The sequence below is a fragment of the Acinetobacter portensis genome, from assembly GCF_009372215.1.
GTDB lineage: Bacteria > Pseudomonadota > Gammaproteobacteria > Pseudomonadales > Moraxellaceae > Acinetobacter > Acinetobacter portensis.
Window position 1 is genome coordinate 22,045 of record NZ_LWRV01000095.1, and the last position, 13,883, is coordinate 35,927.

14 protein-coding genes are annotated in these 13,883 nt (G+C 37.4%); 5 read left to right on the top strand and 9 right to left on the bottom strand.

The window, feature by feature from the left end:
• The first annotated feature begins 58 nt into the window (after positions 1-58).
• The 4 genes from A6M14_RS11970 to A6M14_RS11985 all read left to right on the top strand — a co-directional run bounded on the left by A6M14_RS11970 (position 59) and on the right by A6M14_RS11985 (position 3,938).
• Positions 59-1,507, top strand: a complete 1,449-nt coding sequence (locus A6M14_RS11970; RefSeq protein ID WP_152875319.1) for a coniferyl aldehyde dehydrogenase — start codon at positions 59-61, stop codon at positions 1,505-1,507.
• 162 nt (positions 1,508-1,669) lie between these two features.
• A complete protein-coding gene (rpmB, locus tag A6M14_RS11975) occupies positions 1,670-1,906 on the top strand; it encodes a 50S ribosomal protein L28 (protein ID WP_053578814.1) in 237 nt (78 codons plus the stop codon).
• 12 nt (positions 1,907-1,918) lie between these two features.
• Entirely contained in the window at positions 1,919-2,074 is a 156-nt protein-coding gene (rpmG, locus tag A6M14_RS11980; protein ID WP_001205031.1) for a 50S ribosomal protein L33, read from the top strand.
• A 145-nt stretch (positions 2,075-2,219) separates the two neighbouring features.
• Positions 2,220-3,938 (top strand): cation:proton antiporter domain-containing protein, encoded by a 1,719-nt coding sequence (locus tag A6M14_RS11985; RefSeq protein ID WP_188110906.1) that lies wholly within the window; start codon positions 2,220-2,222, stop codon positions 3,936-3,938.
• A gap of 59 nt (positions 3,939-3,997) precedes the next feature.
• Here A6M14_RS11985 and A6M14_RS11990 read toward each other — a convergent pair whose 3' ends face one another.
• The 6 genes from A6M14_RS11990 to A6M14_RS12015 form a co-directional block, all read right to left on the bottom strand.
• Positions 3,998-4,273 carry a hypothetical protein gene (locus A6M14_RS11990; RefSeq protein WP_152875320.1) on the bottom strand — a complete coding sequence of 92 codons (276 nt, stop codon included), beginning with the start codon at positions 4,271-4,273 and terminating at the stop codon, positions 3,998-4,000.
• Positions 4,274-4,372: 99 nt separating this feature from the next.
• Positions 4,373-4,876 (bottom strand): DUF6586 family protein, encoded by a 504-nt coding sequence (locus tag A6M14_RS11995; RefSeq protein ID WP_152875321.1) that lies wholly within the window; start codon positions 4,874-4,876, stop codon positions 4,373-4,375.
• Between the two features lie 147 nt (positions 4,877-5,023).
• A complete protein-coding gene (locus A6M14_RS12000) occupies positions 5,024-5,299 on the bottom strand; it encodes an RNA recognition motif domain-containing protein (protein WP_152875322.1) in 276 nt (91 codons plus the stop codon).
• 79 nt (positions 5,300-5,378) lie between these two features.
• Entirely contained in the window at positions 5,379-7,367 is a 1,989-nt protein-coding gene (locus A6M14_RS12005) for an ATP-dependent helicase (protein ID WP_152875324.1), read from the bottom strand.
• Between the two features lie 72 nt (positions 7,368-7,439).
• Positions 7,440-8,171: a hypothetical protein gene (locus tag A6M14_RS12010; protein ID WP_152875326.1), complete on the bottom strand. Its 732-nt coding sequence runs from the start codon at positions 8,169-8,171 to the stop codon at positions 7,440-7,442.
• A gap of 60 nt (positions 8,172-8,231) precedes the next feature.
• On the bottom strand, positions 8,232-9,368 hold the full coding sequence (locus A6M14_RS12015) for a glycerate kinase (protein ID WP_378226880.1): 1,137 nt from the start codon (positions 9,366-9,368) through the stop codon (positions 8,232-8,234).
• An 81-nt stretch (positions 9,369-9,449) separates the two neighbouring features.
• On the opposite strand from A6M14_RS12015, the gene A6M14_RS12020 reads away from it, so the two are divergent.
• The gene (locus A6M14_RS12020; RefSeq protein ID WP_152875330.1) at positions 9,450-9,899 is read left to right on the top strand and encodes a carboxymuconolactone decarboxylase family protein; all 450 of its coding nucleotides are present in this window, start codon (positions 9,450-9,452) and stop codon (positions 9,897-9,899) included.
• A 146-nt stretch (positions 9,900-10,045) separates the two neighbouring features.
• Here A6M14_RS12020 and topA read toward each other — a convergent pair whose 3' ends face one another.
• From topA to A6M14_RS12035, 3 genes are all read right to left on the bottom strand, one after another.
• Complete coding sequence (gene topA, locus A6M14_RS12025; RefSeq protein ID WP_152875332.1) at positions 10,046-12,694, bottom strand: type I DNA topoisomerase; 2,649 nt, start codon at positions 12,692-12,694, stop codon at positions 10,046-10,048.
• 34 nt (positions 12,695-12,728) lie between these two features.
• The gene (locus A6M14_RS12030; RefSeq protein ID WP_152875333.1) at positions 12,729-13,178 is read right to left on the bottom strand and encodes an ammonium transporter; all 450 of its coding nucleotides are present in this window, start codon (positions 13,176-13,178) and stop codon (positions 12,729-12,731) included.
• Between the two features lie 63 nt (positions 13,179-13,241).
• Positions 13,242-13,613, bottom strand: coding sequence for a hypothetical protein (locus A6M14_RS12035; RefSeq protein ID WP_152875335.1), 372 nt, complete (start codon positions 13,611-13,613; stop codon positions 13,242-13,244).
• Positions 13,614-13,883: the final 270 nt, after the last annotated feature.

A 13,883-nucleotide genomic window follows, 5' to 3' on the forward strand; every position in this document is an offset into this window, starting at 1 on the left:
TATTTAGAGTAAATACTCTAAAAACTAACTTATTCGCTTTTATTAAATGTAATTTGCCATGAACAGTCAAACAAAAAATACAACGATGACCGCGCATTCGTTTGACGAACAGCGTTTAAATGAACTTCTTTCATTACAAAAATTCGCTTATCAGCGTTATCCTGTGCCTACAGCGAAAGAACGTATTGACCGACTTGCTCGATTAAAACGTGTCTTAGTTAAATATCAAGATCAATTTGCTGAAGCAATTAATCAAGATTATGGAAACCGCTCAGTAAGCGAAACAAAAATTGGCGAACTCCTAACTTGCTTAGAGCATATCAAATATTACAGTAAAAACCTAAAAGCTTGGATGAAACCCTCTAAACGTCATGTTGGAATCATCCATCAACCTGCAAAAGCTTGGGTTGAATATCAACCTTTAGGTGTTATTGGCATTATTGCACCATGGAATTACCCTTTATTACTTTCCGTTGGCCCACTTATTTGTGCGCTTGCAGCAGGTAATCACGCCATGATTAAAATTTCGAGTGCATCTGCAAATTTTGGTCGTGTTTTAGAAACAGCAATTGCAGAAGCTTTTCCACAAGAACTTGTGGCTGTAGTAAATGGTGGCGGTGTTATTTCTGACTTATTTTGTCATTTAGCATTCGATAAAATTATTTTTACTGGCTCAACCAATGTCGGTAAAACAATTATGGCAGCAGCAGCAGAAAACTTAGTTCCTGTTATTTTAGAACTTGGTGGTAAATCGCCTGTACTTGTACATTCATCAAGTGATATGGCCGATGTTGCACAGCGAATTGCCGTAGGAAAATTATGGAATGCAGGACAAACCTGTGTTGCACCTGACTTTATGTTTCTCCCTAAAGGAAAAACATCTGAATTCATCGAATATTTCAAGACATATGTGCTCGAAATGTATCCAAGCATTTTAAATAATCCAGATTACACATCTATCGTAAATGACAAACAATATAATCGTTTGCAGGGTTATTTAGAAAATGCACGAGAACTTGGTGCAAAAATAATTGAAATAAATCCACAAAGCGAAAATGCCAGTTTAAATCGTAAAATTGTGCCAACAATCTTGACTGGCGTGACTTCCGACATGGAAATCATGAAGAATGAAATCTTCGGACCCATCCTTCCTATTATGGAATATGATCAAATAGATGATGTAATTGAGTTTATTAATAGCCGTCCGCGTCCACTTGCATTATACTATTTCGACTTTGATCAGGCGCGTGCAGATTATGTTGCACAGCGCACACATTCAGGTCACTTTGGATTGAACACTGTTTTAACCCATGTTGCACAAGACGATTTACCTTTTGGTGGCGTTGGTGCTTCAGGTATGGGAAAATATCACGGTCCAGAAGGTTTTTTCAGTTTGTCACATGAACGGTCTATGATGTCTAATCCCAAGTTGTATAGCTTGAAATTCATTCTCCCTCCGTTCGATAAGCCGATTCATCGACTAATTTCGAAGACTCTACTTCGATAACTGATCAAGGCATGAGCTATCGCACATGCGTAGGTCGTGTTTTTCATAAATTCGCTTGTCTTTTAAGCGTATTTTTGGTATAAAACGCCCCTTGAATGATTTCATCCGTTTACTTTTAATGACTAGCAGCACAATCGGTGCTGTCTAGCAATGGAGTTCACCATGTCTAAGGTTTGCCAAGTTACCGGCAAGCGTCCAGTCGTTGGAAACAATGTCTCGCACGCCAATAACAAAACCAAACGCCGGTTCGAGCCGAACCTGCATCACCACCGTTTCTGGTTAGAAACCGAAAAACGTTTCGTACGTCTTCGTCTAACTACTAAGGGTATGCGTATTATCGACAAATTGGGTATCGAAAAGGTTGTTGCTGACCTTCGTGCTCAAGGTCAAAAGATCTAAGGAGTCTGTACAATGCGTGATAAAATTCGTCTAGTTTCTTCAGCTGGTACAGGTTATTTCTATACCACTACTAAGAACAAACGTACTATGCCGGAAAAAATGGAAATCAAAAAATTTGATCCAAAAATCCGTCAACACGTAATCTTCAAAGAAGCTAAAATTAAATAATTTTAGTTTTTTAAGAAAAACGACCCGCAAAGGTCGTTTTTTTTTGCCTTTTTTTTATTCGGCTTGTTACACTTTATAAATGATTTTTTTGGCATTCTTTGTGCTTATTTATCTTAAACCTTAACTTTGACTTAAGGAGTTTTTAGTGCCACATGATGTAGAGCTCATAATATTACTTGCCGTTGGCTTTGGGGTTGCCCTTATTTTTGGCTATATAGCCGCCCGATTACGTTTACCACCTCTTATTGGCTATCTTATTGCCGGTATTATTATTAGCCCTAATACACCCGGGGTTGTTGGTGACCTACATCTTGCAAATCAGCTTGCCGAACTTGGGGTAATGTTCCTTATGTTTGGTGTTGGTATGCACTTCTCATTAAAAGATTTAGTACAAGTACGTCGTATTGCCATACCTGGTGCTATTTTACAAATTACAGTTGCAACCTTACTTGGTATGGGTATTTCCATGCTTTGGGGATGGAGTTTCGGCTCTGCATTGGTCTTTGGTTTAAGTCTTTCTTGCGCAAGTACCGTTGTTTTACTCAAAGCTTTAGGCGACAGAGGTTTAATAAACTCTGTTAACGGAAAAATTGCAGTCGGTTGGTTATTGGTCGAAGACCTTGTTATGGTTTTAGTCTTAGTACTTTTACCCGCAACAGCCGTTTTACTTGGCGGACAAGCATTATCAGCAGATGCTGCAAATGAAAATATTTGGCTAACATTAGGCATTACCTTACTTAAAGTTGTTGGCTTCATTGCATTCATGCTCATTATTGGTAAACGACTTGTTCCAATGATTATGCAAGTGGTCGCACGTTTAGGTTCTCGTGAATTATTCACTCTGACCGTTGTTGCTGCGGCAGTTTCCATCGCCTTTGGTGCATACAAAGTCTTTGGCGTTTCTATGGCTTTAGGTGCGTTCTTTGCGGGGATGGTGGTTAAAGAGTCGGACTTTAGTCAACGTGCAGAAGCAGAAACACTTCCACTTCGTGAAATTTTCTCTATTTTATTTTTCGTTTCTGTCGGAATGTTATTCGACCCACGAATTTTAATTGAACAACCCCTTCATGTCCTTGGCGTTGTTGCCATCATTATGATTGGTAAAACAATTGCAGCCATGGCATTGGTGCTTTTCTTTAGATATCCAATTAATACAGCACTTACAGTTGGGGCAAGTTTAGCCCAAATTGGTGAGTTTTCCTTTATTTTGGCAACACTTGGGGTCTCTCTACAATTATTATCACTTGAGGGTCAAAATTTAATTTTGGCAGGTGCTTTAATTTCCATCACCTTAAACTCATTTGTTTTCTCTGCAGTAGAACCAATACAAAACTGGATACGTAATCGCTCACAATTGGCGCGTTTACTTGAGCGCAGTGGTGACCCATTAGCCATGCTACCAGATGCCGTTTCACAAGATTACCTGCGTGATCAGGTCGTTATTGTTGGACATGGTGAGGTTGGTCGTCGTATTACCAAAACTTTAATGGAACGAGATATTAAAGTTGTGATTGCAGAAGAAAATCGTGAAATTGTAGAAAATTTGCGTGAAAAAGATATCGCTGCGGTTTGTGGTCTTGCAACCGAGCCAAGTGTACTCATTCAAGCGCATATCCAACATGCACGTCTTTTAGTCCTTTCCCCTATGGATATTTTAGATATTCATAAAATTGTCGATATTGCAAAAACACTGAATCCGCAAATTCAAGTTTTAGTATGTGCGGAAAGTAAAGCCGAAGCTGAAGTGATTCGTAAAGATAATATTGGTGAAGTTTATTTTGCAAAAGAAGAAATGGCGAAAAACATGACCAATCATATTCTCCATCAAATTGACATTGCACATCATCAATCTTCATCGCATTAAAAATATTTAAATCAAAATTAAAAAAGCGCACTCAATGGTGCGCTTTTTTAGCAAAAAATTTAGCTCATAAATTTTGGTTTTTCATCTACAACAACTGCTTCAAATTCAGCGACTTCCTTTTCCATAAGTGCAAATAAAGCAGCCTGAATCATTTGCTGTGCAACCACGGGCATTTTTTCACCCAATAATGCACGAACTTCATCATTAAACTGAATTTTCACCAAAGGATCTTCAGAACCTGCATTACGCAATGCCAATTCACCATCTTCAAGTTGAACGAGTTCTAAGATCGCTTCTTGACTGCCAAATAACTCTTTCAATTGCTCTATCGACATATATCCTCCATGTTCAACATGGTAGCAAATGTATTTTCATTCGTTGAATGTTTAATATTAGGTCATAACTTTAGAATTCAAGAGCCATTCATCTGATTATTAAAATTCGACCATCTCGTTACGAAAACCATCAATCAGTTGCGTAATATCTCGATGCCATTCTCTTAAAATTTTTGTGTCCGGCAACCAAGCTTGTGAAGTTTGCGTCACTTTTATAATTAAATTAGATGATGTTTCTTGCTCTGGTTCTGGTGCACTTGGCTCTGGCGTGTACTGACATAAACGATAAGCACGTTTTAACTCTGCAATAAAACCATCTTTCGCAAGCTTTTGTAAAATGCTAATTTCAGGCGAAACCTGCCCTTTTGCTGTCATATGTTCTTCAATAGACTTTAATGTTGGATTTGCATCACTTAATCTGTAGTAACGAACCAATTCCTGTAAAAAAGCTAAAACAGCACCATGCAAATGAAAGACCGCAGCTTCACGATATGCTTGCACTTGTTGAATATGTTCAGTTTGCTCTGCTTGTTGACACGAAAGACGTGCAAAATATAATTTTTGATTTGTGCGATCTGCGTGAAAGCGAGCAACTCGTGACATGAAGATGATTCCTAATATTTGGCGTTTTTGTCATCATCTAGATTAAACGTAATTATTGATAATTCACAATAAAATTTATGCATGATCTATTTCAATTTAATCAATGCATAAAAAAGGAGCTTTATTTGCTCCCTTTTTATATCACTTTTATTCAGCAGCTTTTGGCTGTTCTTCCGCTTTAGGCTTATCTTCAGCCAATTTCACACGAATACCATGTCCGTGTAAGCGTAAAGTGTTTAATCCTTTTACTGCTTTAATTGCTTCACGCGCATGTGGCATTTCAACAAAAGCAAAACCTTTCGATTTTCCTGTTTCTGCATCTAGAACCAATGTACAAGATCCAACAGTACCAAAGCCTTGGAACAATTTTAAAAGTTCTGGTTCTGTTACAGTGCGTTCTAAGTTACGAACTAAAATTTTCATCTTACAACCTTAAAATAGGCAAAAATCACCAAAAAGCACTCGCCTACTCTACTTTTTGTACAAAACATCTCGCTATAGTTTAATCGAGATCGATACCAAAATCTAAATTAATCGACTGACGCTCAATTAATGCCGTTTTCACAGTTTGTTGCCGTGGTTTATGATGCGTTTCCATAGTGCATAAATTTCGAGTTAAATCATTTAAGAAATAACTTTCAACTTTACGACCTTGTTCATCAATAATATCTTTTGCCCATAAGTTTAAATTTTGCTTGGTTAAAATCAATTCATTTTGTGCTCGAGTTAAAGCCACGTAAAGAACACGACGCTCTTCTTCAACATCATCAAAATTACCTTGGGCACGTGCATTTGGATATTGCCCTGCAGTTACATTCGCAACATAACAAACTTTTTGTTCTGTGCCTTTTGCAGAGTGAATAGTAATTAAAGTCACGGCATCCGTTTCAGACTGGCGTTCAATTTCTGAAATTGAAACAGGATCGAGCACATAAGCTTCTAAAAATTCACTCAATTGATCATGCTTAGATGCCAATTGTTTGACGAGTTCAAAATCACCTTGGCGACGATTCCAATCTTTCTTATAGTTTTCGGCTAATTGATCTTCAAGCGCTTGAACACCTAAACTCACACATTCTTTCACTTCACCACGAAGCACATTCATTTGCTTCATCATGAGTAACATTTTTTCTGGAATACGCCCAAAACCTTCTAATTTTTCAACAAGCTTATCAAACTCAGGTTCTATAAGTAATTGCTGTACCAAACGGCTTGCGCCTACATCACCCACGCCATTCCATAAGGTCAAAAAACGCATCCACGCAATATCATCTAATGGATTGGCAATCACACGTAATAAGCTCACCAAATCTTTCACGTGCGCTGTTTCAAGAAGCTTCATACCACCAATAAATCGATAAGGTACATTTGAAGCAATACAAGCCGCCTCAATATGACGAGCCGCAAAACTTGAACGCACCAAAACCATGTGATCTTTCCACGGTTTTCCTTCTAAGAAATGACGTTCTTTAATATCAACCGCAATCCATTTGGCTTCATCAAATTCATTTGGGAAAACATGCAATCTTGGCTTAACACCTTCACCTCGATGTGCCTCCAAATGCTTATCGTATTTAATTTCACTCTGATCTAATAACCAATTCGATAAATCTAAAATTTCTTGCGTTGAACGATAATTTTTTTCTAATTTATGGATTTTTGCATCGGGTACTCGATCTTTAAAATGATGAATATTTTCAAAATCTGCACCACGGAAACCGTAAATGGATTGTGCATCATCACCCACACAAAAGAGGCTTACTTTTTCTTTTAAAGGCTCTAACAAAGCCCATTGCAAAGGATTGGTATCTTGCATTTCATCGACCAACATATGGCGACAAATTGAAGAAACATAATCGACTAAACCATCCGATTCATCTAAAGCTTTAGCTACAATTGCTAAAATATCATCATAATCAAGAAAACTACGCGCACGTTTTCGTGTTTCGTATTCTTTCATAATTTCAGCAATTTGGTCTTTAAAAACAATATGTTCAGGATGTTGTTTTTCTAAGGCAATGCTAAGTTTCTGACGTGTATTTCGTGCAAACGAATATAAGTCGCAGAGTTCTTGTGGTTTAGGCAATTGATTTGGGTTTTTCTTATCATCTTTTCCGCGAATAAGGCGGAACATCATCAATTGATCATCACGATCGATAATTGAAAATTGTTCTAAGCCAAATGCTTTTGGAATACGGCGTAAAAGATACATACAAAAAGTATGGAAGGTAGATGCACGTAAACCTTTGGCTTGATCACCAAGTGCCAATTCTACACGTGCAACAATTTCACTTGCCGAACGACGCGTAAAAGTCAAAATTTGAATTTGATTTGCAGGAACACCTTGATCAATTAAATATGCAGCACGCGCTACGATGGTTTTGGTTTTACCACAGCCTGCACCTGCCAAAACTAGACTATGCTTTGACTCTGTTGTCGCAGCTTGTTTTTGTTGTGGATTTAATTCATCAATTAGGCTGGCTAAACTCATGGTGTCTCATCGTGCTTGGTGAAGCTGTAGTTTAGCAGATTTGATTTAATAACTTACGCGCATCGAAATAAACTAATCATTCCCACTTACTAGTTTCAATATATCAACTGTTTTTTGAGTTAATTCTGGTAAATATTGATAAGCAGTAGCACCTATAGTCAAATAAGATGATATTTCAGAAACAGTATTTTTTAGCTTTGATCTTTTGAAGAATTCATTCTGCACTTCTGGATTCAATAGAATCTCAGCATAAATATTTTTCAGTGCCCCTTGAATAATATCTCCAACTTGAGAGTACTTTTTCAAAGCCCAAATCAACTTATCTAATTCAATTACTAGTATTCTCTTTAAATCCAAACTAATCTTATTATCTCTAATAATTTCAGCTCTTTGTTCTTCTAATGCTGTTATCAAATGGCTAACCTTTTCTTCATCTAAAGAAGATTTGACTTCAAACCCATGTTGCCATGTTCTTGCTGTCATCCTTAAATACTCTAAAGTTTGATTCGAAATTTGTGATAAATTCCTCTTAAATACACCATTAAAATGCAAAGCTTCTAGAACTTGTTCAATCCATGTTGAATCATAAATTTCATGATCATTTATTTCTGCTTCAATTTTTAACGATTCAAATAAAGTAAGTGAAATACTTTCCAAAATATTTAAGTGTTGACGCACAATTAAATGATTATTAGTATTCAAATATTTCTTCCAGCCCGTACTCGCTGATGCATGTTCACCTAACTGAGTTGATAATAGTTTTACTTCTTTCAATTCATTAAATAAATATAAAATTTGATTCATACTACTTAAATACCACTCTAAACGTCCCTCTAATTATAACAATTTTCCTTTATAAAAAGACTATCTCAGACTAAGAAACTCCACTATGCTCTTACAAACTTTTTCTAAATTCTTCTCTGCATTTTTCAAAGCAACATCCAAATTACAATTGAGTTCATTAATCGAAATAATTTGAGTAAAACCCTCATCAAATAAAGGCTCAACATCATCTCCAACTCGTCCTGCAAAAGCAATTAACGGCTTATTCAATCCCTTCGCTACTTGCGCCACAGCCCAAGGCGTTTTCCCAAACTTGGTCTGAAAATCGATACTTCCCTCACCTGTAAACACATAATCCGCTTCAGCAATCTTTTCAGCCAAACCTGTTTGCTCTATGACTAAACTCGCACCCGATTGAATTTTTGCATTGGCAAAAGCCATTAAGCCAAAACCCAAACCACCTGCAGCTCCTGCACCCGCAACATTTCGAACATCAACACTTAAAACAGATTCAACAATATTGGAAAAGTGAAGAAGATTTGCATCAAGTTGTTTGACCATTTCAGGCGTAGCACCCTTTTGTGGAGCAAAAACATAAGATGCACCATTTTCACCACACAAAGGATTATTCACATCTGAAGCAATTAAAATATCAACGTCTTTTAAGCGAACATCAAGTTGAGTTAAATCAATTTTCGATATTTGATTTAAAACACCACCACACATCTGAACTTCATTTCCAAAATCATCTAAAAAACGAACACCCAAAGCTTGTGCCATACCACTTCCAGCATCATTGGTCACACTACCACCTAAACCAATAATGATTTTTTTCACACCTAAATCTAAAGCATGGCGAATCATTTGTCCTGTGCCGAAAGTACTGGTAAATAATGGATTACGCTGTGATTTTTCAAGTAAATCTATACCATTGGCTTTTGACATCTCCATAATGGCGGTTTGACCATTATCCACAAGCCCAAAATAGGTTTGAATCGTTTGATGTGGCAATGGCCCTTGAACTGAACAATGAAATTTTTCTCCACTTAACGCATGTATAAGTGCATCAGCCGTTCCCTCGCCACCATCTGCCATAGGAACATGAATACACTGTGCTTGCGGAAATACCTGCTGAATACCTCGTTGCATTGCCATACACGCCTGTTCGGCTGTCATGCTTTCTTTAAATGAATCTGGTGCAAGAACAAATGTTTTTATTGTAGGCATGTGCTAAAGAACTTTAGGATGTAAGGTTGATGCTTCATACTATATGTAAATACAGCAATATGATAAATAACCATGAAGCGAATTAATTTAGGACAATCTGCCCCTGAACTTTATCAAAAAGTAATTGAGCTCGATCAAATCGCAATGCAAAAGCTTGATGAGTCAGGAATAACCCATGGTTTTGCTCACTTACTTAAACTTCGTGCATCACAAATGAATCAATGTGCTTTTTGCATTCGTTTACATACGCAAGATGCATTAAAAGCAGGTGAAAGTATTGATCGTATAACTTTGCTAAATGCATGGTCTGAAACTGAATATTTTAATGAACAAGAACGTGCAGCATTAAGCTTGATCGAAGCCATTACCTTAGTGTCGGATGGGCAAGTGGATGATGCTATTTATGAAGATGCCTTACCCTTTTTAACCGATGCACAAATCAGTGCTGTTGAATGGTTAGCCATCGTGATTAACACATGGAATCGAATTGCAATTTCAAGTCGTTACGCTGTTAAACCATAAAAGTTTTCTTCTGATTGAGGAAAACTTACCCACATTTAAAAAGTAAACTGTGGATAAAATGGACAATATCCACAAACTTAGGTTTTAAATTGACATAAAAAATGCCGACCAAAGTCAGCATTTTTTTAATCACTTAGATGAGCATTTTAAGCTTCAGCCCATTTACCATCTTGGTAAACTAAGCTCCACTTTGTTTGCTTACCTTCAGGCGTTTCAGAACCAATATATTGCACTTGGTTTTTACGACTGAATTTCACCAATGTTGGATTCCCTTCAGGATCAACATCTGGCGCTTGCAAAATAAATTGATATTTCGGATCGAGCTGCTCAGCAACACTACGAAGCTCAGCAACCTTAGGTGCACGTGTTTCACGCACTTTAGGGAACTTACTTGCAGCTAAGAATAAACCTGCCGCACCATCACGCAATACAAAGAAATCATCATGTTTTGTAGAACGTAGATGCTCCATTTTAATTGGATCTACACGTGGAGGCGCAGGTTGACCGCTTTTCAAAACTTTACGTGTATTGTCACAGCTTGTACAAGCGAAGTACGGTCCAAAACGACCTGTCTTCAATTGCATTTCACCTTCGCATTTGTCACATGGAATGGTTGGACCATCGTAACCTTTGATTTTGAACTCACCTTCTTCAAGTTCATAACCATTACAGTCTGGGTTATTACCACAAACATGTAATTTACGACCGCCATCAATCACGTAACTGTCCATTGCTGTTTCACAAATTGGACAACGCTTTTTAGACATTAAGTCAGCTGTTTCGGCTGCATCATCATCAGACAATGCTGCAAGCGATTCTACTGGCGTTAAGTTAAACGTACCTTTACAGCGTTCTTTTGGTGGCAAGTTATAACCTGAACATCCTAAGAATACGCCTGTTGTACCTGTACGAATCTGCATTGGACGGTCACATTCTTTACAATGAACCGCTTCAACTTCTACAGGTTGATTACGGCGCATACCGTTTTCGCCCTGAGCAGTCGTTAAACGCTTTTTGAAATCGCCATAGAAACTATCAAGCAACTCTTTCCAGTTACGATCACCATCTGCAACTTTATCGAGCTGACTTTCTAAATCTGCGGTAAACGCATAATTCATTAAGTTATTGAAGTTTTCATCGAGACGATCAGTCACGATTTCGCCCATCTTCTCTGCAAAAAGACGACGGTTATCAATTTTCACATAACCACGATCTTGAATCGTTGAGATGATTGCAGCATAGGTCGATGGACGACCAATACCTTTTTTCTCGAGTTCTTTTACAAGCGATGCTTCTGTAAAACGTGCAGGTGGTTTTGTGAAGTGTTGAGATGGATCAAGCTTCTCAAGTTTAAGCACTTCACCCACTTTTACTGCAGGTAATAACACATCGTCATCAGATTTATTTTGACCACGAACTTTGGTGAAACCGTCAAATACTAAAGTACGACCTTTCGCTTTCAGTTCTACGCCATTTGCATCAACCAAAATAGTCGATGATAAATATTGTGCAGGTGTCATTTGACACGCAACAAATTGACGCCAAATTAAGTCATAAAGACGTTGAGCATCTCGATCTACACCTGCAAGCTGATCGCCTTTGAGTGCAACACTCGATGGACGAATTGCTTCATGGGCTTCTTGTGCGCCTGCCTTATTACCGTATTTATTTGGTTTTTCAGGAAGATATTTCTCACCAAATTCAGTTTCAATATGCGAACGCACCATACTTACAGCATCATCACTTAAGAATGTTGAGTCCGTACGCATGTAGGTAATGAAACCAGCTTCATATAAGCGTTGTGCCATAGTCATGGTTTTCTTTACAGAAAAACCAAGACGTGTGCTTGCCGCTTGTTGAAGCGTAGACGTGATATATGGCGCACTAGGATTAACCTTAGTTGGCTTATCTTCACGTGTTGAAACTTTATATTCAGCATCGTTTAAAATTTTTAATAAAGCATCTGTTTGTGCTTTATTTTGCAGTTTTAAGGTTTTACCACCTTGTTTCACTGCTTCTAAACGAATGTCATCTTTTTGAGATTGCGTATCTGCAAAAACTTGCCAATATTCTTCTGGAATAAATGCACGAATTTCTCGTTCACGTTCCACAACGAGTTTTGCTGCAACAGATTGCACACGACCTGCCGACAAACCACGGGCAATTTTTTCCCACAGTAATGGCGAAATCATAAAGCCAACAATACGGTCTAAGAAACGACGTGCTTGTTGTGCATTAACTTTGTCAGTATCTAGGCGAGAAGGTTGTTTAAAAGCTTCTTGAATAGCATTTTTCGTAATTTCGTTGAAAACAACACGTTGATAACGTGAATCATCTCCACCAATCACTTCTTTTAAATGCCAAGCAATTGCTTCCCCTTCTCTATCCATATCCGTTGCGAGATAGATTTCATCGACTTGCGATGCGAGTTTTTTTAGTTCTGCAACAACATGTTCTTTACCTGGAAGCACTTCATACTTTGCTTTCCAGTCATGTTCAGGGTCTACACCCATACGGTTAATTAATGCATTTTGAGCTTTTTCAGCTTTCTCAGCATCGGTTAACTTTGTACGCGTAGCAGGTTTTTTCTCTGTCGACTTCGCAGAACCACCTGTTGGCAAATCACGTACGTGACCCACAGATGATTTAACAATGTACTGAGAACCTAAGTATTTGTTGATTGTTTTCGCTTTTGCAGGCGACTCCACAATCACGAGTGCACGTTTTTTCCCAGCTTCGGAAGATTTAGCTGCTGTAGTAGTGCTTTTGGATGTGGACCGAGGAGCGTTCGCCATAATGAACCGTTATTCCTGTTTATATGGGTATAAATTAAAATTCAGCCAATGAAATTAATAATGCTTTCATATCATCTAATTGAGTGGCTCTTAGGTCAGATTCTTCATCCCAATAGAGTCCTACGCAGTTAGCTTGCATATCAATAGCATAAATACCTTTTAATGCAATGGGAAAATCTTTAAATTTTTCATCCCCATGCACAAGATCAAACTGCTGATCTACAATTCGTGCACGCATTAAAGGAAGTCGAGCTTCTGGAAGTAAAATACTGTAGTAAGCAACCATGCTGGCACGATTTTCAGTCGCCATTGGAATTTTTGTCCATGCAGGTGCTGCAACTAATCGAGGATGTAGTCCCATTTTTCTTGCTTTATCACGCATCATACCTAAAGCTCTTTCTCTAGGACTTACACGTAGACCAAAAATTGATCCCAAAACAAAAACAACAATGATAACTGCAACCCAAATTCCAGTATTTTCCATAGAAAAGCCTCAATATTCCTATATTAGAGTTACATAAGGTTTATATAAAAGGCAAGTTTAGATTTAATCAATCCTTAAAATAGCGCTATCAGAGATAAAAGTCGCTTTGTTATTATTCTTACCATTCTCATGTAAAACAAAAAGATAACCTCCTTTAACTTTACTAACTAACACAGCGTTAAATACTGTATTGTTTATTAGCATTACAGTCTTATAATTGGGGGATTTTAAGTATATTTTTGCATGTTCCTCACCTTGCTTCCCAACGCCTAATATCCAACTGCCCCACAACTGTAATGGTAAAGCCATAAGTACAAATAAAAATGAGGCTTTAATATATGAGGAAAAATTAGAAGGGATACGCTTATCGCTTTTTTTATAATATTCATTTTTCTCTAATTTTAAATTAATTTCTCTACATATTTTTTTAAACAATTAAATTCTCTAAGCTTTAAGACAATTGATACGAGTACTAGAATCAAGAAAAATAATGGCAATAAAAATGGAGATATCACCAAGAATAATAGAAGAAAAAATTTGGAAGGCAAAACATAATAAATATTACTTACCAAAATCACTAATAGATCATAAGCAAGTAATAATGATTTAGGGTAAACAAAAATGAAGGACATTATAAATATTGTTATAACAATACCCTTTGCAAAAACATTGTATTGATCAGACACGGCTTTGTTGCACAAAGAT

Bases quoted from the DNA above. Each gene is read 5' to 3' on its own strand.
- A6M14_RS12020 (WP_152875330.1), top strand. From the start codon at position 9,450: ATGAAGCGAATTAATTTAGGACAATCTGCCCCTGAACTTTATCAAAAA.
- A6M14_RS12030 (WP_152875333.1), bottom strand. From the start codon at position 13,178: ATGGAAAATACTGGAATTTGGGTTGCAGTTATCATTGTTGTTTTTGTT.
- A6M14_RS11990 (WP_152875320.1), bottom strand. From the start codon at position 4,273: ATGTCGATAGAGCAATTGAAAGAGTTATTTGGCAGTCAAGAAGCGATC.
- rpmG (WP_001205031.1), top strand. From the start codon at position 1,919: ATGCGTGATAAAATTCGTCTAGTTTCTTCAGCTGGTACAGGTTATTTC.
- topA (WP_152875332.1), bottom strand. From the start codon at position 12,694: ATGGCGAACGCTCCTCGGTCCACATCCAAAAGCACTACTACAGCAGCT.
- A6M14_RS11970 (WP_152875319.1), top strand. From the start codon at position 59: ATGAACAGTCAAACAAAAAATACAACGATGACCGCGCATTCGTTTGAC.
- A6M14_RS12010 (WP_152875326.1), bottom strand. From the start codon at position 8,171: ATGAATCAAATTTTATATTTATTTAATGAATTGAAAGAAGTAAAACTA.
- A6M14_RS12000 (WP_152875322.1), bottom strand. From the start codon at position 5,299: ATGAAAATTTTAGTTCGTAACTTAGAACGCACTGTAACAGAACCAGAA.
- A6M14_RS11995 (WP_152875321.1), bottom strand. From the start codon at position 4,876: ATGTCACGAGTTGCTCGCTTTCACGCAGATCGCACAAATCAAAAATTA.
- rpmB (WP_053578814.1), top strand. From the start codon at position 1,670: ATGTCTAAGGTTTGCCAAGTTACCGGCAAGCGTCCAGTCGTTGGAAAC.
- A6M14_RS12005 (WP_152875324.1), bottom strand. From the start codon at position 7,367: ATGAGTTTAGCCAGCCTAATTGATGAATTAAATCCACAACAAAAACAA.